Origin of the sequence: Microvirga sp. 2MCAF35 (assembly GCF_052115545.1) — a bacterium.
In the GTDB taxonomy this organism is placed as follows: domain Bacteria; phylum Pseudomonadota; class Alphaproteobacteria; order Rhizobiales; family Beijerinckiaceae; genus Microvirga.
This window is the reverse complement of record NZ_JBFRGW010000060.1, coordinates 1-18,639: the sequence shown is the minus strand read 5'-3', so window position 1 is coordinate 18,639 and position 18,639 is coordinate 1. Positions and strand designations below refer to the sequence as shown.

Genomic DNA, 18,639 nt, shown 5'->3' with positions numbered 1-18,639 from the left:
CCGCCACCGCCGCAAGAACCCGAACACGAAGATCGACGGACAGAGCTTTCGACATGACTGCCGGCCTCCCACCCGGCAGTCAGTCTGAATCAGTTTCCAGCCGATTTGGGTAGCCCCTTCGATTCAGTCAGATCAAAACCCGCTCTAGACGAAGAAGAAGTCCTTGTAGGTGAGGCTCGTGCCCTCGCCTTTCTGGAGCTTCACGGTGCCGATCTCAAGCATCGCCTTGGCGCCTGAACCGTCCACGTCCCAGTAGAGCTTGTACTCGGCCGGCTTGACCTTCCTGGCGATGATGAAGTCGTCCTTGTCGAGCGCCTTGTCGCCGACGCGGAAGAAGCCGCTCTTCAGCTTGTACGGCGTGTCGAGACCGGCCCCCTTCCCCTTCAGGTACTTGGCGATCGTCTTGTTCGTGAACGCCGCATCGTCGAGGAAGATCGAGTCGTATTTCGGCCCGAAATCGTAGATCACGTCCTTGTTCTTGTTCGCCACGCTCTTGCTGGTGAGCTTGGTGTCGAACACGAAGGCGTCCCTGCTCGCCGCGCCCTTGCCGCCGTAGAGCTTGTCGAGGCCTGCGCCGCCACCGATCGTGTCGTTGCCCGCCTCGCCCCTAAGGGTGTCCTTGCCCGCTCCACCGAACAGACGATCGTGACCGGCATTGCCCGACAGGGCGTCGTTGAAGGCGCCGCCATGGAACACGTCGTTGGCAGCCGAGCCAGCCGTGACCTCGGGATTCACGTCCAGGACGCCGAAGGTGAGCTCCTCCACATAGGTGGCGCCGCCGGCATCCTTCACCTGCACCCTGAACCTGTGCGAGAGGGATTGTTCGGCATCGAGCAGGAAGCCGTTGTCGACCACGATCTGATTGCCGTTGACGAGCTTGATCCGGCCACCGGCATTGTCGAGCAGGGTGTATTCCAGCCCGCCTCCGCCGACGCCGTCGTCCACGGCGCTCAGCGTGCCGACCAGCGTCCCCGACGCCGCATATTCCGCCGCAGAGCCCGTGAAGACGATGTCGCTCGGAGCGTGGTTGGGGCCGCCGACCGGCCCATCCGTCACGATGACCGTGACGTCTCGCGTCGCCACATCGTCGCTGCTGCCGTCCGAGACCCGAACAGTCAGCTGATACGGCGTGTTCGCTTCGACCGGCAGCCGGCTCGCATCCGCGATCCTGATATGGCCCGCGGCATCGATGCCGAACAGGCCATCGTACGTGTCGGCGAGCGAATAGGACAAGGGACGCCCATCGGACGCAGCATCGGGATCGGAAGCCTGCACGATTCCGATTTCGACGGCCCCTGCGGTGTCGCTGACGAGGATCGTTCCGTTCTCGCCGGAGTGACCGCCGCCAGTGACTGCGATCGAAGTGATCGTCGGACGGACATTGTTCTTCACCGTGATGCTGACGTTGCCGGTGACCGTGTTGGGGCCGTCCGACGCGACGATCCGGTAGGTTTGCGTGTCGTCGCTGGTGATCGAAACCCAGTCTTCGTCGCGGACCCTCACCTCGTTGCCGACGATGACATAGCGACCATCGGCGCTGATCTTGTCGCTGCTCGCGTGGTGGTTCTCGAACTTGTAGTCGATTGTGGCGGTCCCATCCATCAGCGGAAGGGTCGCCACCACGAAGGGGTTGGCCTTGCTCTCATGCACCGTGAAGGTGCCGGACGGCATCGGCGGTGGAGGATCGGACTCATCATAGCCGACGACGGAGATCACGTTGGTGAAAGCTCTCTGGTTCGTTCCGTCGGTGACGGTGAACGAGAACTCGGTCTGCCCGACGCCGTTCACTTCAAAGCTGATCGTATCGATGAAGGCATTGAGGTTCGCAGCAGATCCCCGCAGCGTGTAGACGCGGGGACTTCCGATATTCTGCGAAACGGTTACCCCACTGCCGGTTGCGTCATATTGGAGATCGCCGTAGCTATCATCAAACGAGATCCTCACCGTGAGCGGATCGTCGTCGAGATCGCCGACCTGAACCGCCTTCAGTGCCTCGGCAATGGTGCTTCCAACCACCCCGGTCTTCGTTTCCTCCTCGGTCGTGACCGTCAGCGTCGGCGCATGGTCGTCGTTCTCGATCACCCCGGTGGCGCTGCCGTTCGTGGTGCTGATCGTGCCGTAGGTTGCATTGTCCAGCGTGACCGTGAAGGTCTCGTTGCCCTCGACGAGCTTGTCGCTCTTCACCTGGATCGTGAAGCTCGTGCTCGTCTCATCGGCCGCGAAGTCGAAGGTGCCGCTGAGGGATGCGAAGTCGTTCGCATCGATGTCGGTCCCGGCGATCGACCAGGACACGGTCGCCGGCCCGCCTGTTCCAGTTCGGGTCGCCGTGAAGGTGTATTCCACGAAGCCATCCGCATTGCCCTCGGACACGGAGGCCGTCGCGGTTGCAATCGAGATGACCGGGCCCTCGATGTCGACCGTGTATTCCTCGACGTAGCGGATCTCCTTGTGCGCGGTCCCGTTCGTCACCGCGTAGGCGACGACCTGGAGCGGGCGCGCGCCGGGCCCTTCGCTGCCGAACTCGCCATTGGTGCTGATCTGCCCGGTGTCTTCATCGATGGTGAACCCTCCATCCACCGTCACCACCGATCCGTTAACCAGGAACCCATACTTGTTCACCTGGAATTCGGCCTTGGTGTCGAGATCGTTGAGCCATTGAGCCTTTGCGACATTCACACCCGTCTGGCCCACCCTGACCGTCTGAAGGTCCTGGAAATCCAAATCCTGCGGGGCTTCGTTGACGTCGAGGATCTTCACCGTCAAGGCTCGCATGTCTCCTGCAAGCGATCCGTCGCTGACCTGGACGTAGACCGTGTAGTACGCCTCTCCCTGGTCGTTCTTCGGTGCGGTCTCGTAATCGAGCGGGTTCTTGAGCTTGAGATAACTTTGAGTACCGATCTTGATGATCTCGAATCGTCCGCCGGCATCGCCCCCACCGTTTGCCGTCGTGTCGAACTGGAACGTCAGGCCGTCCAGAGGCGGTGCATCGTCGGTGGCGAGAAGCTTGAAGGAGCCGTTGAGATTCTCGTAGATCGTCGTTGTAGACGAATCGACCTCGTCGAATCCGGGAACGGAGGGACGCTGGTTCAGCATGTCTTGGATGGTTTCGATGTTCTGGAGCCTTGAGAGGTCGTAGCCGCGCACCCGGATGATGACGGTGTCGTTGCCTTCGCCTGCGGCCTCCACCACCACGTCGTCGAGGTCGTCGATGTAGTAGACGTCGTCGCCGGTACCTCCTTCCATCCGGTCAATGCCCGCGCCGCCGTCGAGGGTGTCGTTGTCGGCGCCCCCATAGAGCTTGTCGCTGTTGTCCCCGCCCAGGAGCTTGTCTGCGCCGTCAAAGCCGTAGATCGTGTCGTCGCCCGCCCGCCCATCGAAGACGTTGCCGCCCGCGAGATTGTCCCCGTAGAACTCGTCGCCGAAGCCGGTCCCGTAGGCGTCGGCAATGCGGGAGACCAGATCTTTCTGGTTCTGCGATTTGAACACTTGGCCCAGCGGCAGATTGAAGATGATCCCGGCGCCGAGTCCTCCATAATCGGCCGCGGCGTAGCCAGCGCCACCGTCGAGGGTATCGTTGCCGGTCGAGCCGACGAACGAGTCGAAGCCGCCGCCGGCCTCGACCGAATCGTTGCCGTCGCTCCCGACGATGGTGTCCCTCTCGTCGCCGCCCGTGATCCACCGGACATTCCGGAGAACATCCGTTTCAATCACCGTACCCTGACCATTGGTGACGGTCGCGATGTTGGTCTTGAGATTGATCGACCGGCCTGGCCCTTCGAACACCACATGCCCACCGTCGAGGGTGTCGTTTCCTTCGCCGCCGTAGAGCACGTCCTCGGCGCCGCCCACGAGGGAGTCGTCGCCCTGCTCGCCGTGCAGTTCGTCGACGCCCGCGCCGCCGATGGTCGAGGTTCCGATCAGCGTGTCGCCGCCCTCCCCGCCCCAGAGGGTGTCGTTGCCGCCGCCGCCGTCGATCGTGTCGTCACCGTCGATCCCGTACAGGATGTTGCCGTGTCCATCATCCCCGGTGATGCTGTCGTCGCCTCGCGATCCCCAGGCGTGCCAGATGTTGGCGAGCGTGTCCTGCTGGCCATTGAACTTGGTCGCCCGACCATGTTGCAGGTCGATGTTGACCGCGGAGCCGGAGACGAAGAAGTACGTGATCTCGCCGCCATCCGCTCCGCCGTCGATACTGTCGTTGCCGTAGCTGGCAACGAAGTGATCGAAGCCCGCGCCGCCCTGGAGCGTATCGTTCACACCGATGAGGTTGTTGGTGCCGCTCACGCCCGTGATGGTGTCATTGCCGTCGCCGCCCGTGACGTAGAGCACATTTACCAGGGTATCGGTTTCCTCGGCATTCGTGGCCTTGCCGGCAGCCAGGTCGATGTTGCGGCCGAGGGGCCCTTCGAAGATCACATGGCCGCCGACGAGCCTGTCGTTGCCCGCTCCTCCCCACAGAGAATCTTCCGCGCCGCCCACCAGCGTGTCGTTGCCGACACCGCCATAGAGATCGTTGCGGCCGGCGCCGCCGGTCAGGCTGTCATCGAACCTGGATCCAACGAGATTTTCGATTGATATCAGCCGGTCGCCCTGGGCGTCGCCTCCCGTGGCCACCGTCGTCGCTTGCGACAGGTCGACCGTGACCGGGCCTGACGACGACGTGTAATCCGCCGTGTCCCGGCCCGCTCCGCCGTCGAGCACGTCGGCGCCCTCCCCGCCGTCGAGAATGTCGTTGCCGTCGTAGCCGAAGAGGCCGTCCGCGCCGCCGCGGCCATACAGATGGTCGTGGTCGTTCGGCCCGCTGGCGTCGATGTCGGCTCCGTAGAGGATATTGCTGTTGCCGTCGCCGGCCAGGGTGTCGCCGTTTCGCGTCCCGATGACCCCCTCGATGCCGATGAGCCTGTCGCCCTGCGCCATGCCGCCGATCCCGGCCGTGGTGCGGGCGAGATCGACATCTACGGCATCACCGAAATAGACAGCGACGTCCCCAGTGCCCGCTCCGCCATCGAGTTCGTCGGCACCGTCGCCCCCTTCGAGACGGTCGTCGCCTTCGCCCCCTCTGAGCAGATCGGCCCCGTTTCCGCCTTTCAGGTAGTCATGTCCAGCTCCCCCGAAAAGGCTGTCATTGTCGACGCCGCCGGTCAGATCGTCGCTGTAATTGGTTCCGCCATATTGCTTGGCGCCGCCCGTGTTCACCCAAGTAACAGCAGAGTGGCGCGGATCGAAGATTTGGAATTTCAACGTATAGGGATTGGATGGTTGGGCGTAGCTAAACTCGGTCCAGTGCACCATGTAGCGGCCGTCCTCCATGAGGATCGGAGTGACCGGCCCGGAAACTGAAGTGGGCCCGCTTGTCAGCGCGAACACTTCGCTTGTTTTTGACGCGACATCGAATGACCCCATATACTTGACGTGACCACCTGACTCGGCGGCATCGTATGTGAAGAAGAACCCGCCCGGCTTCTTCGTGAGCCCTGGAACATCGTCGATATTTCCTGAGGCAAGGATATATTCACCGTTGACGACAGGCGCGCCTGTTTCGGTAAAAAGCCGCACCCTCAGATTGTCTGCTCCGCTCAGCTCTTCGATCCAAACGACCGCAAATCCTCCATTGTCGAGTGCGATGATCGTTGGACGAGGCTCACTTTCAGCTTGAGTCGTTGGAACACCGTTAAGATTCGTTCGTGGAACAACGCCTTGGCCGGGTGGGCTGCTGTTGGGGTTGCGAATCTCGAATTGCACCTTGCCAGTGGCTGAGTCTTCAAAGAGAGAAACTACATTGCCGTTGTTGAGGACAGCCATCTCGTGAGGATACAGGCTCTGTCCATTATAGGCGGTCACCTTCGATACCTGACCATTGCGGACAAACAGATACGTGAGGCCCTGAGGCGGGTGCTCGTCGCTACCGATGAACCCATCCTGCGTGACGCTCACCATTGCATAACCTCCGCCTGGAAGAGCTGTCAGGGAAGGTAAATACCAGGGTTCGTACGGCCTCGTGAAAATGGGATCGTTCGATAAAGGCGCGCCTGACGGGCTGTAGACCGCTACATTGATCGTATCGACGTTACTTGCCGAATTAATGGTCCGGTACGAGATTGCGAAGTTTCCATCCGCAAGCGTTGCAATTCCTGGTTGGGCGGATGAGGCATCTGCCCCTGTATAGACCGTCAAACCTGTTCCCGAAGGTGTCCCGTCAACATTGAAGATCTGAGCCCTAACGATGTGGTTCGCACCATCCACCCAGGTTAAAACCGTGCGTCCATCCCGGAGGACTGCGCTCGCGGCTTGCCCTCCACGGCTGAAAGGGCCGATAGAAAACTGCTCGCTCCAAACCTCAGGTGCCGTCACGCTCAATCTCCGTTTTTAATGCTGCTTGCACGGTCAGACATAGCTCAGCCGTCCGATTCATAATGTGCGAAATATTACAATGTATCTTTTGCTAATCAAAGAGTTCTTCTGCTTCGTGCCGAAATGTCTCAGCGTTCTCGACTTAGGATTGTAGCTTTGAGAACTCTATGAGCGGGAGCACACCCATGCGGCGTCTCGCCCCGTCCTCCGGCGCCCTGAATTAGCTTAAAAAGCCACGCTTTCACCTTCGGTCTTCGCATTTCGTTAAGGTGCCGTTAACCCTTTGACGCGGAGACTGACGTCGTTGCTTCCCTCGACCGTTTTGCCAAAGCCATGAGCGACCTTCTCGTCTCTATCCGCCACGCTAGACCTGAAGACGCCCAGGCGCTGTCGCGGGTCTTCGATGCCGCCTGGCGGGAGGCTTATCTCGGGATCATTCCCGGGGTGACCCTGGACAAGATGTTGGCCCGACGCAGCGCGCGTTGGTGGCGCTCCACCGTGTCGCGCGGGCGGCCGCTCGTGGTGCTCGACATGGGTGAGGGCGCGGTCGGCTATGCCTCTTACGGCCGCTGCCGCGATCGGTCCCTGCCGGCGAACGGGGAGATCGACGAACTCTATCTGCTGCCGGAATACCAGGGCATCGGTTTCGGGCGGCGCCTGTTCAATGCCGTGCGCAACGACCTGAAAGCCCGAGAGATGGACAGGATCGTCGTCTGGGCCCTTGAAGACAACGAGCGCGCCTGCGCCTTCTACGCGGGCATGGGCGGGCGGACGATCGCGCGGGTCGAGGAGCGGATCGGCGGAACGCCGCTCGCCAAGGTCGCCTATCTCTTCCGCTGAAAGCGTCACGGCGGCCCACCTGAAACCTTGTTGTCGGTTTCCTCTGCCGCCCTTGACTGCTGTCGAGAGGGATGCCCGATGGCGCCGAAGAGTGGGTTCCCCTTTTGACCTCAATGGGCTGGCTCGGGTCGTGAGCATCGGGTCGGTCCCAAAAGTGCCTTCCACTTTTGGGCCCGATGCTCTAGTGAGGCGTCCAAGCTTCAGAAAGCGGCCTTTCGGCCTCATGGGTTCAAGCCGCTCTCAAGACGAACTTTTGCCGCATCGCCCGGCGTGACGGCCCATCTCCTTGTCGGGAGGAGGCCCGACCCGGGACGGTGCTTCAAGCCTTGTTCCGGAGAACAGCTCAATGCGCCTTGACGCGATCAAGATTGGAAAGAACCCGCCGGACGACGTGAACGTCGTGATCGAAGTGCCCCTCGGCGGCGAGCCCATCAAGTACGAGATGGACAAGGAATCCGGCGCGCTCTTCGTCGACCGTTTCCTCTATACCTCCATGCGGTATCCGGGCAATTACGGCTTCATCCCCCACACCCTCTCGGGCGACGGCGACCCCTGCGACGTGCTCGTCGCCAACACCCGCGCCATCGCGCCGGGCGCCGTCATGAACGTGCGCCCCGTGGGCGTCCTCGTGATGGAGGACGACGGGGGCCAGGACGAGAAGATCATCGCGGTGCCGTCGAGCAAGCTGACCCAGCGCTACGACCGGGTCGCGACCTATACGGACCTGCCCGAGATCACCATCAAGCAGATCGAGCATTTCTTCGAGCATTACAAGGATCTGGAACCCGGCAAATGGGCCAAGATCATCCGCTGGGGCGACGCCGAAGAGGCTCGCCGCCTGATCGTCGAGGCGATCGAGCGGGCGAAGAAGCAGGGATAAGGATCCAGCGATCCTCGATGAAAAGGCCGGGCAATGAGCCCGGCCTTTGTCGTTTGAGGTCCGGACGCCCGTCAGATGATGAGGAAGTCCTTGTGCGTTAGCTTGAGGTTCTTGAGCATGACTGCGATCTGCAGCGCCGGTTTGGAGCCAGTGCCGTCGGGATCGAAGAAGAGGGCGCCGGTCTTCTTGTTGTAGAGGATGTGGTCGTTCGAATCGTGCACCTTGGTGCCGGTCCAGAACGCGACCTTCGACAGCGTGCCCTTATGGCCGATTCCCTTGAAGGCGGACAGCTTCAGGTGGATCGTGTCGTCCGCAACGTTGAAGTCGTAGAGATATTCGACATTCGTCTTCACGTTGGGCTTGGTGTCGAAGACGAACACGTCCTTGCCTGCGCCGCCGAACATGACGTCGATGCCGGCGCCGCCCACGAGCGTGTCGGCACCGTCGTTCCCATAGAGAGAATCGCCGCCGGCAAGGCCTGAGAGACGGTCGTTACCGGATTCACCTGACAATGTGTCGGTGCCCGCGGTTCCGCTGAGGACAAGCGGAGTCGTCTCGATCACATTCCGGACGCTGAGGGTGATGGCCTTGGTGAATTCACCGCCATAGGAGTCTGTGGCCTTGATGGAGATGACGTGCTGCTTCGCCACCTCGTAGTCGAGCGGACGGTTGAGGATGAGTTCATCGCCATTGATCGAGAACAGGCCGCCGAAGCTGTCCACAAGGGTATAGTTCAGCGTGTCGCCATCGGAATCGGAGCCGTAGATATCCGCGATCTTGCCGGGCGCGATCGATTCCGAGACGTTGGAGATCGAAAAGAAGATGGCAGACGGCGTAGCGTTGGACAGCGCAACCTTGCCGTCCGCGAATTTCAGAATGCGGATGTCCTTGAGGGTATCCTCACCGTCCGCACCAGTGGTGTCAGTGATCTTGTAGCTCCCGTCCGCATTGACGCTCCAGGTGTAGTTGGCGCGATTGCCGGAGAACTCCGCCGTGTCCTCACCGGAACCTCCATCGAGCGTGTCGTTGCCCACACCACCGACGAGGATGTCCGCCCCAGCCCCGCCCTCGAGGGTGTCGTTGCCCTTGCCACCCTTCAGGGTGTCGTTGCTGCCATTGCCAGTGAGCTTGTTGGCAGCATCGTTACCCATCAGCGTATCGGCACCGCTGCCGCCTTCGACATTCTCGATGCTGATCAGGACATCCTTGCCATAGTTGAAATTGGTTTGTGGCGTACTGAGGGAGAGATCGATCTGAACCGCGGTAGGCCCGGTATAAAGAACGGTATCGAACCCGTCTCCACCGTTGAGGGTGTTGTCGCCGCTGCTGCCTGTGAGGGTGTCGTTACGCGTGCCGCCGATGACGCCTTCGATATCCAAGAGCGTATCAAAGCCCTGATCGCTGCTGATGAATTGACTGTTCGACAGGCCGAGATTGACCGTGATTCCATTGTTGGTGACGCCGGAATAATCGATGACGTCGATGCCTGTCCCACCGCCTCCGTCAATGTAATCCGTTCCGGCGCCGCCGATGAAAGTTTCCGACCCATTGCTCCCATAGGCAGTGTCATTGCCGGCGCCGAGATCGATGATCCCGCTCGTGGTGCCGAGCTGACTGTCGAAAAAGTCGTTTCCGTCTGCAAGGTTGATTAGTTTCGTGCCGATCGTGGTTGTGGTGATGGTGCCGAGATTGGCAATCCGGTCATCACCCTTGCCTCCTTCGATGGCTATGCCCGAGGCGGTGATCGTGCCGGAGTTGAACAGGCTCAACTTGGCGGTGGTTGATGTGGAATCGATCTGAATGCCTTCGGCACCGGTAATTGTGCCTGAATTCGTAACGGTGCTTGTCCCACCGCCGCTGAACAGGATGGCGGAGGTCGTATCGGACCCTACCGTGCCGTAGTTTGTGACGCTGCTCCCGTTTCCCCGCAGCTCCAGTCCGAAGGAATGGCCTTGCACATTTCTGGTCGCACTGATCAGGATCTGCTGCATGGCAGTCGCCTGGATGGCAACCTTATCGGTGCTGGTCACGGCGAGGTCGATGATGGTACTGCCGGCATCGGAGAGTACCAGCAGTGCGTCCACTCCTGTCGTGGGAAGAGGATTGGAGCCGTCGTAAATCCTGTTGGTCATGGAACATCCGCATCGCGATTGATGGATATGTTTCGTTATTACATATTCATTGTCGCTAGGGAAGTGCTCAAGCGCTCAGGCCTTGTCCAGCTCGACTCCGACCCGGTTCTCGGATTTCAGAGAGCCTGACCTCTTAAAAGCCGCGGCGCTTCGCCGCTCCGGAGGCCCGCCGCCTCGCGGATGAAGAACCGTTTCAGGCCTGGCATCCGGTCGACGAGGCCTAATCCTAAGTCGCGGATCAGGCGGACGGGCAGGGCGTCGTTCGAGAACAGGCGGTTGAGGCCGTCCGTCATCAGGCCCATCGCGGTGATGTCGGCGCGCCGCGCCCGTTCGTACTGGTCGAGCACGTCGGCCGCGCCGGGATCCATGCCGAGGCGCAGGGCGTCGGTGATGATCTCGGCCAGGGCCGCCGCATCGTGCAGGCCGAGATTGAGCCCCTGGCCGGCGATCGGGTGGATCACGTGGGCCGCATCGCCCAGGAGCGCCAGCCGCTCGCCCACGAAGGAGCGGGCGACGCCGAAGGATAGCGGGAAGGCCTGCGGCCTGGTCTCGAAACTGAGCTTGCCGAGTTGCAGCCCGAAGCGGCGCTCGAGTTCGGCAAGCAGATCGTCCGGAGACGCGTCCAGCAGGGCCGGCACGTTCTCGGTGCGCTCGGTCCAGACGATGGAGGAGCGATGCCTGGAAGATCCGTCGGCTTGGCGTTCGGCCTTGAGCGGCAGGATCGCGAAGGGGCCGGAAGGCAGGAAATGCTCCACCGCCCTGCCCTCGTGATCGCGCTCATGGGCGATGGTCGCCACGATGCCGGACTGCTTGTAAGGCCATGAGATCCAGCCGATGCCCGCCTGCTCCCGCAGGCGAGAGCGTGCCCCGTCGGCGGCGACAAGCAGCGAAGCCTGCAGGCTCTCGCCGTTCGCCAGGGAAATTTCCGTATGGGCGCCATGGACGGCAAAGCCCTTCACGCCCTCGGCCCTGAGATCGACCCCAGCTTCCCGGCAGGCCTCCAGCAGGGAGGCGGTCAGGTCGCCCGCCGTGATCATGTGCGCGAAAGGCTCGTTGCCATCCACATCCCCTGCAAAAGTCAGGAAGGTCGGCCGCACCGGGTCCTGCAGGCGGCTGTCGGTGATCACCATGTCGAGGATCGGCTGAGCCTTGTCGGCAACCTGATCCCAGGTCCCGAGCGCCGCCAGCATCCGCCGCGCCGCGGCCGCGATGGCATAGGAGCGCTTGTCTCCGTGCGGATCGCGCTTGAGGGCCGGATCGCACATGACCACGCCGACCCCGTTGCCGAGCGCCTGCTTCAGCGCCAGCGCCAAGGACAGACCGGCGAGGCCCCCGCCTGCAATGACGATGCGCGGTCGCTCCATTCCGGTTGCTGCGCTCATGAAACCTGCTCCTCAAGGCGTGGTCCGGTGAGGGAAACACTCTCATGGTCAGAAAGTGCATCCACCCGGGAAACTCTCCGGCTCCGAACGTTATAGGTGGGTGTCCGCCAATCATTGACCAGCGTCAAGCTTGACCTTCTCGAAGCGCTCATCGATGGATGGCTGTCGTCGATCGAAGGACCTTGAAGCCATGTCTCGTGCCGTCACCGATCTCCTCTCCATTCTCGATCTCGAACAGCTCGAGGTGAACCTGTTTCGCGGCCAGAGCCCGAAGAGCGGATGGCAGCGGGTGTTCGGCGGGCAGGTGATCGGGCAGTCGCTGGTCGCCGCGACCCGTACGGTCGAGGGGCGCCACCCCCATTCGCTCCATTGCTATTTCATGCTGCCGGGTGACCCCAAGGTTCCGATCATCTACGAGGTGGACCGCATCCGCGACGGCAAGAGCTTCACCACGCGCCGCGTCCTGGCGATCCAGCACGGACAGGCGATCTTCTCTATGTCGGCCTCGTTCCAGCGCGACGAGGAGGGATTCGAACATCAGGCGGAGATGCCGAAAGTGCCGGGCCCCGACGAACTCCCGAGCGAGGAGGACGTGAAGGGCCGGCTTCTCCTGCAGATGCCCGAGCCCATGCGCACCTATTACGAACGCGAGCGCCCGCTGGAGATCCGTCCCGTCGAGATCAACCGCTACACCTCCCGCGATCCGGGCGAGCCGCGCTTCCATGTCTGGATCAAGACCCTCGGTCGACTGCCCGACGATCCGGCGATCCATCAAAGTGTCCTGGCCTATGCTTCCGACATGACACTCCTCGACACGTCGCTCTTCCCCCACGGCCGGACGGTGTTCGACCCCAACATCCAGCCCGCAAGCCTGGATCACGCCATGTGGTTCCACCGGCCGTTCCGGGCCGACGAGTGGCTGCTCTATGCCCAGGACACGCCGAGTGCTGGAGGCGCCCGCGGCTTCTCGCGCGGACTCATTTTTAAGCAGGATGGGACCCTGGTGGCGTCCGTTGCCCAGGAAGGGCTCATCCGCGAGCGCCGGGCCTGACGTTTTCTGCCTATTAATTCATCAACAAGGCTGTTTTATAGCCGAGCTTCAGCTGCCTAGGAAAGAGGCAGCTCTCAGTCGCCCATGGCTGACAAAGCTTGGCATGATTCTTGCATAAATACCCCCGACACCCGTCCAAGAGGTCGGGTCGACGTTGGAAACCGCTGCCCGGGTTGCCGGGTGGACGTCTCAAAAGGGGGCCTAACCCATGAAAATCGTGATGGCGGTCATCAAGCCGTTCAAGCTGGAAGAGGTGCGCGATGCGCTCACCGCTCTCGGCGTGCACGGCCTCACCGTGACTGAGGTGAAGGGCTACGGACGGCAGAAGGGTCATACGGAGATCTATCGCGGCGCCGAATATGCCGTGAGCTTCCTGCCGAAGCTGAAGATCGAAGTGGCCGTGGCGAGCGAGCTGGTGAACCAGGTGATCGATGCGATCACGGCGGCCGCACGCACGGGCCAGATCGGTGACGGCAAGATCTTCGTCACCTCGCTCGAGAAGGCGGTCCGCATCCGCACGGGCGAGACCGACATCGACGCCCTTTGATTCCATTCATTCGATCATTCCGGAGTTTGAATCCGATGAAGTTCCGTCCTCTCCTCCTGCCGGCGCTCGGTGCGCTGGCTCTGGGCCTCGCGGCTCTCGACCCTGCCCTGGCGCAGGACGCCGCCACTGCCGCTCCCACGGTCAACAAGGGTGACACCACCTGGATGCTCGTCTCGACGATCCTCGTGATCCTCATGACGATCCCGGGTCTCGCCCTGTTCTACGGCGGCCTCGTTCGCACGAAGAACATGCTGTCCGTGCTGATGCAGGTCTTTTCCGTGTTCAGCCTCGTGGCCATCCTGTGGGTGTTCTACGGCTACTCGCTCGCCTTCACGTCCGGCGGCGAGGGCATCGGCGCCTTCATCGGCGGCTTCTCCAAGGCATTTCTCGCCGGCGTGAACACGGATTCCACCGCCGACACCTTCACCAAGGGCGTAGCAATTCCGGAATTCACCTTCATCGCGTTCCAGCTGACGTTTGCTGCCATCACCCCGGCCCTGATCGTCGGCGCCTTCGCCGAGCGCATCAAGTTCTCGGCCGTGATGCTCTTCACGGGCCTGTGGCTCACCTTCGTCTACCTGCCGATCGCCCACATGGTGTGGTTCTCGGAAGGCTATCTCTTCGGCCTCGGAGCGCTGGACTTCGCGGGCGGCACGGTCGTTCACATCAATTCCGGCGTGGCCGGCCTCGTCGGCGCCCTCATAATCGGCAAGCGCATCGGCTATGGCCGCGACCTGCTCGCCCCGCACTCGCTGACGCTCACCTTCGTCGGCGCCTGCCTTCTGTGGGTCGGCTGGTTCGGCTTCAACGCCGGCTCGAACCTGGAGGCCACGGGCGGCGCGGCCCTCGCGCTCATCAACACCATCCTGGCTCCCGCCGCGGCCGGCCTCGCCTGGATGACCGTGGAAGCCCTCGGCAAGGGCAAGGCCTCGCTGCTGGGCATCGCCTCGGGCGCGGTCGCCGGCCTCGTGGCCATCACACCGGCCGCCGGTCTGTCCGGTCCGATGGGCTCCATCGTGCTCGGCCTCGTGGCCGGCGCGGTCTGCTACTTCGCCGTCACCGGCGTGAAGAACGCCCTGGGCTATGATGACGCCCTCGACGTCTTCGGCATCCATGGCGTCGGCGGCATCATCGGCGCCATCGGCACCGGCATCGTGGCGGCGCCCTCGCTCGGCGGCTACGGCGTCGGCGAGTACTCCATCGGCGGCCAGGTCTGGACCCAGGTTATCGCCGTGGTCGTCACCCTGGTCTGGACCGGTATCGGCTCCGTGGTGCTCTACAAGGTCACCGACCTGATCGTCGGTCTGCGCGTCACGCAGGATCAGGAGCGCGAAGGCCTCGACCTCGCGGATCACGGCGAGCGCGCCTACAACTACTGACAACATCCGTATCGCCCGGCCGCGTGACGAGACCCTCACGGCGGGCGATACGGCAAGAAGCCTTCCAGAGGCTCGAATGGAAAAGCCCCGGTCTGAGCGGCCGGGGCTTTTCTTATTGATCAGCGTCGTTCCCGGCCTACGGGTTCATATCGGGCACTCGCCGCGTCATGGCCGGCCTTGTGCCGGCCATCCCGATTGGAAAGGACGCTGCGCTCTCCAGAAGCGAGATCACCGGCACAAGGCCGGTGATGACGTAAGGGGACGGTGCGAAAGGCTTACCCGTTCCTGATCAACTGCCGCAGCTTGGAGCGCCGGGTCTCCTCCGGCTCCTGGAAGTTGGACGTGCCGTAGAACTCGCCCTTGCTGTCCATCAGGAACAGGGTCGCCGAGTGGTCCATGGTGTAGTCCTGCCCTTCCGTCGGCACCTTGCGGTAATAGACCTTGTAGGCGCGCGCCGCCGCGGCGATCTCCTCCTCGGTTCCCGACAGGCCGACGATGCGCGGATCGAAGGATGAGAGATAGGTCTTCATCAGCTCCGGCGTGTCACGCGCAGGATCCACCGTGATGAAGACCGCCTGCAGCCTGTCGGCGTCCTTGCCGAGGGCCGCCATGTCCTGGGTTAGGTCGTAGAGGGTGGTCGGACAGACTTCCGGGCAATGGGTGAAGCCGAAGAAGACCACGAAGGGCTTGCCCGTCAGGTTGTTCTCCGTGAACGGCTTGCCCTCATGGCTGGTGAGCCGGAACGGACCGCCGATGGGCACTTTGCCGGCGCTCTGTTGTTGCGACGGGAACAGGAGCAGGCCTGCCGTCACCACCAGCACCAGGAGGCCCGCGGTGAAGACGACGAGCGGCACGAGGAGGCGCTTGATGTTCATGGCCGTTCTCCCGGGCTAATGCTTGTGCTCGGCGGAAGACTCTCCGCTCATGCCGCGCACCGTGTATTCCACCTCGACGGAGCCCGCCTTCTCGAAGACGAGCGTGCCCTTGAGCGTCTGCCCCTCTTTCAGCGGTTCCTTCAGGTCCATGAACATGAGGTGGAGCCCGCCCGGCTTCAATTCCACCGTGGCGCCGGGCTTGATCTCGAGCCCGCCCTCGACCGGCTTCATGCGCATGACGTCGCCGTCGAGACGCATCTCATGCACCTCGACCTTGGAGGCCAGCGGGAACGAACCGCCGATCAGCCGGTCGGGCGTCGCGCCCGTGTTGGTGATGCGCACATAGCCGCCGCCGACCTTGGCGCCGCCCGGGGTCGCGCGCGACCAGGGCTGTTCGACACTGAGCGCGCCGACCTTCACGGCCTGCGGAGCGGTGGCAGTGCCCACGATCCGCACGCCGGGCGCCGGCGATTGCAGGCTGTGCGGATCCTCGCCCGCAGCCGGCACCTGGGTCCATTCCGCGGTCGCGCCGTCGCATTCCTGCACCACGGGGAAATAGACCGTCGCGCCGGGCTGGAAGGCATCGGTGAAGCGGGCCTGGAACACGAACTCGTCGTAGAACGCATCGTCGAGGGAGCCCGTCCAGACGATATCCGTGACGCCCTCCGACACCGCCTCGCCATAGAGCTGGTAGGCTTTCACGTAGGAGCCCTTGGCGGTCTCCAGCTTCCAGCCGGCCTTCGGCATGGGCTTGACGGCGATGATGCCCTCCGGGATGCGGACGCGGACCTTCAGGGTCGCCTTGCCGTCGCAACCATGCGGGATGCGCAGGACGGCCTTGTAGGTGGAGTTCGGCGCCGTCTGGCCGTTCTCGAAGGTGACATGGGCCAAGGCGGGCGAGGAAAGCATGAGGGCGGCAGCGAGCGCGCCAAAGCGTGACGTAGTCATGGGAAAGAGTCCTTGCGGAAATGGGAATTCGGCGAGTTCGGATCAGCCGAAGCGCGGCGGCGCGCGCGATCCCAGAGGCAGGACGTTGGAGGTGAGCCGCAGATGCGGCGGTTCGGCAGGCCCCTCGTTTGCAGCAGTCACGGGCGCGACCCGCCCGGGCACGGCCGTGGCTGGCACCGGCCCGGCCATGGCGGCGCCATGACAGCTCAGGGTGCAGCAGAGATTCTGGTGGGCCTTCTTCGGCCCGTGGTCCGGCGCGGTGGGCACGTCCTGAAGGCAGAGGATGCCCTGCGCGTCGGCCGCGACGGCCGTGTCGAACGTGCCGCCGACCGAAAGAAGCAGGGCCTGCAGGACGAACGCATAGGCTATCACCGCCACGATGGTGGCGCGTGTCCAATGGGTTCGGGGAGCCCTGCGCGTCATGGCCGGGACACTCGTCTCTTCCAAGGAAAACGTCAACTGCGGAACGCCTGGGCCACTTTCTCCGCCCGGTGCACTTACGGTTAAAGGACCCTTAACCCGGCTTCTCTAGCATCCTGGCGAGATTGTCCCGTCCTATGGATATTTAGAGTGGTTTGATGCGTACGGCCCGCCGTTCTTCTTCCGCCTATGATGGCCTCTTCAGCGCCTTCCGGGCCTTCCTCGCCCGCCGGGCGCAGGAGCTGACGGGCCTTTGCCTGATCGCCGTCGCCGGTGCGGTGGCGGTGGCGCTCGCCACCTGGTCGGTGGACGATCCGAGCCTCAACAACGCCACCGATCTGCCCGTCCGCAATCTTCTCGGCTGGCCCGGCGCCATCGTGGCCGACCTGCTGATGCAGCTCTTGGGCCTCGGAGCCATCGCGGCCGTGCTGCCCCTGGCGCTCTGGGGCTGGCGCCTCATGAAATCGGGCGATCTCGGCCGCCTGCAATTGCGCCTGGCCCTATGGGTCATCGGCGCGGGCGCTGCGACCGCCCTGGCCAGCGCCATGCCCCCGACCCAGAGCTGGCCCCTGCCGACGGGCCTCGGCGGCGTGGTCGGCGATGCGATCCTCGCCGGAGCGAAGGCCATCACGGGTCTCTCCAGCGGCTCGGCCAGCGCGGTCCTGGGCTTCCTGTTCGCAGGCGTGGCGATCTTCAGCCTCACGGCCGCCTGCGGCCTCGGGCCGGACGAGGAGCGGCATCACGAGGAGCCGGAAGACATCGAGGAGCCGCAGCCGCTCAGGCGGCGCAAGATCCAGGATTGGGACGAGGCGGAGGAAATCGGCCACGACGAGCCGGGCTGGGGCATCGTGTCCCTGGGAGCCCTGGCCCATGGCGTCATGAGCCTGCGCGCGACGGCACGGCGCTGGAAGGAAGGCCGCCGCTCCGCCCCCCAAGATGAGTATTACGAGGAGTTGCCCGCACAGCCGAAGCGCTCCTCCCGCCAGCCAGCCCTGCGGCGCGAGCCGGTTCTCGATGGCACTCCCCCGCGCCCGAGACCCGCGCCCGCTTCCGTGCCGATGCATGACGAGGACGAGGCCGGCTGGGACGACGACGGCCTCGCCCCACCCTCCCCGCGTCCCGCGCCCCGGTCCGAGCCGGCGCCTGCGCGCGTCGGACCGGCCCATGCCGCGCCCAAGCCCGGCAAGCGCATGGCCCGCGAGGCGCAGCCCTCCCTGCTGGACGAAGAACATTACCAGCTGCCGCAGCTCAACCTGCTGGCCGAGCCGAAGCGGCCCGCCGCTCCCACGATCTCGGCCGAGGCCCTGGAGCAGAACGCCGCCCTTCTGGAAGGCACCCTGGAAGATTTCGGCGTCCGTGGCGCCATCACGAAGGTCAATCCCGGCCCTGTGGTGACGTTGTACGAGCTGGAGCCTGCGCCTGGGACGAAGTCGTCGCGGGTGATCTCGCTCGCCGACGACATCGCGCGCTCGATGAGCGCGGTCTCGGCCCGTGTGGCCGTGGTCCAGGGCCGCAACGCCATCGGCATCGAGCTGCCCAACCACAAGCGCGAGACCGTGTACCTGCGCGAGCTGCTCGCCTCGCAGGACTTCGAGACCTCGAAGCAGAAGCTGGCGCTGTGCCTGGGCAAGACCATCGGCGGCGAGCCGGTGATCGCCGATCTCGCCCGCATGCCGCACCTGCTCGTCGCCGGCACCACCGGCTCGGGCAAGTCGGTGGCGATCAACACCATGATCCTCTCCCTCGTCTACCGGCTCTCGCCGGCCGAGTGCCGCCTGATCATGGTCGACCCGAAGATGCTCGAGCTCTCGGTCTATGACGGCATCCCGCACCT

At 63.4% G+C, this 18,639-nt stretch carries 12 protein-coding genes; 6 read left to right on the top strand and 6 right to left on the bottom strand.

The genetic code is table 11. The annotated features are described in order from the left end of the window. Positions 1–144: 144 nt before the first annotated feature. Positions 145–5,292 carry a Calx-beta domain-containing protein gene (locus AB4097_RS20415; RefSeq protein ID WP_442042939.1) on the bottom strand — a complete coding sequence of 1,716 codons (5,148 nt, stop codon included), beginning with the start codon at positions 5,290–5,292 and terminating at the stop codon, positions 145–147. Positions 5,293–6,684: 1,392 nt separating this feature from the next. Here AB4097_RS20415 and AB4097_RS20410 point away from each other — a divergent pair. Further along, the gene (locus tag AB4097_RS20410) at positions 6,685–7,191 is read left to right on the top strand and encodes a GNAT family N-acetyltransferase (RefSeq protein WP_442042937.1); all 507 of its coding nucleotides are present in this window, start codon (positions 6,685–6,687) and stop codon (positions 7,189–7,191) included. Between the two features lie 346 nt (positions 7,192–7,537). Then, complete coding sequence (gene ppa, locus AB4097_RS20405) at positions 7,538–8,071, top strand: inorganic diphosphatase (protein ID WP_009490622.1); 534 nt, start codon at positions 7,538–7,540, stop codon at positions 8,069–8,071. Between the two features lie 71 nt (positions 8,072–8,142). Here ppa and AB4097_RS20400 read toward each other — a convergent pair whose 3' ends face one another. Both AB4097_RS20400 and AB4097_RS20395 read right to left on the bottom strand, forming a co-directional pair. Next, a complete protein-coding gene (locus tag AB4097_RS20400) occupies positions 8,143–10,203 on the bottom strand; it encodes a hypothetical protein (protein ID WP_442042935.1) in 2,061 nt (686 codons plus the stop codon). A gap of 116 nt (positions 10,204–10,319) precedes the next feature. Beyond that, positions 10,320–11,585, bottom strand: coding sequence for a ubiquinone biosynthesis hydroxylase (locus tag AB4097_RS20395; RefSeq protein ID WP_442042933.1), 1,266 nt, complete (start codon positions 11,583–11,585; stop codon positions 10,320–10,322). A gap of 190 nt (positions 11,586–11,775) precedes the next feature. Between AB4097_RS20395 and tesB the strand changes: the two genes are divergently transcribed. The 3 genes from tesB to AB4097_RS20380 all read left to right on the top strand — a co-directional run bounded on the left by tesB (position 11,776) and on the right by AB4097_RS20380 (position 14,562). Beyond that, positions 11,776–12,636: an acyl-CoA thioesterase II gene (gene tesB / locus AB4097_RS20390; RefSeq protein WP_442042931.1), complete on the top strand. Its 861-nt coding sequence runs from the start codon at positions 11,776–11,778 to the stop codon at positions 12,634–12,636. A 208-nt stretch (positions 12,637–12,844) separates the two neighbouring features. Next, entirely contained in the window at positions 12,845–13,183 is a 339-nt protein-coding gene (locus AB4097_RS20385) for a P-II family nitrogen regulator (RefSeq protein ID WP_036355072.1), read from the top strand. Positions 13,184–13,218: 35 nt separating this feature from the next. Beyond that, positions 13,219–14,562: an ammonium transporter gene (locus tag AB4097_RS20380; RefSeq protein WP_442042928.1), complete on the top strand. Its 1,344-nt coding sequence runs from the start codon at positions 13,219–13,221 to the stop codon at positions 14,560–14,562. 275 nt (positions 14,563–14,837) lie between these two features. On the opposite strand, the gene AB4097_RS20375 is transcribed toward AB4097_RS20380, so the two are convergent. The 3 genes from AB4097_RS20375 to AB4097_RS20365 are packed head-to-tail and all read right to left on the bottom strand — an operon-like array spanning position 14,838 to position 16,808. After that, positions 14,838–15,437 (bottom strand): SCO family protein, encoded by a 600-nt coding sequence (locus AB4097_RS20375; RefSeq protein WP_442042926.1) that lies wholly within the window; start codon positions 15,435–15,437, stop codon positions 14,838–14,840. A 15-nt stretch (positions 15,438–15,452) separates the two neighbouring features. Next, positions 15,453–16,385 carry a DUF1775 domain-containing protein gene (locus AB4097_RS20370; RefSeq protein WP_442042924.1) on the bottom strand — a complete coding sequence of 311 codons (933 nt, stop codon included), beginning with the start codon at positions 16,383–16,385 and terminating at the stop codon, positions 15,453–15,455. Between the two features lie 42 nt (positions 16,386–16,427). Next, the gene (locus AB4097_RS20365) at positions 16,428–16,808 is read right to left on the bottom strand and encodes a hypothetical protein (protein ID WP_442042922.1); all 381 of its coding nucleotides are present in this window, start codon (positions 16,806–16,808) and stop codon (positions 16,428–16,430) included. 155 nt (positions 16,809–16,963) lie between these two features. On the opposite strand from AB4097_RS20365, the gene AB4097_RS20360 reads away from it, so the two are divergent. Then, positions 16,964–18,639, top strand: a 1,676-nt coding sequence (locus tag AB4097_RS20360) for a DNA translocase FtsK 4TM domain-containing protein (protein WP_442042920.1), incomplete at its 3' end; no start/stop codon positions are given.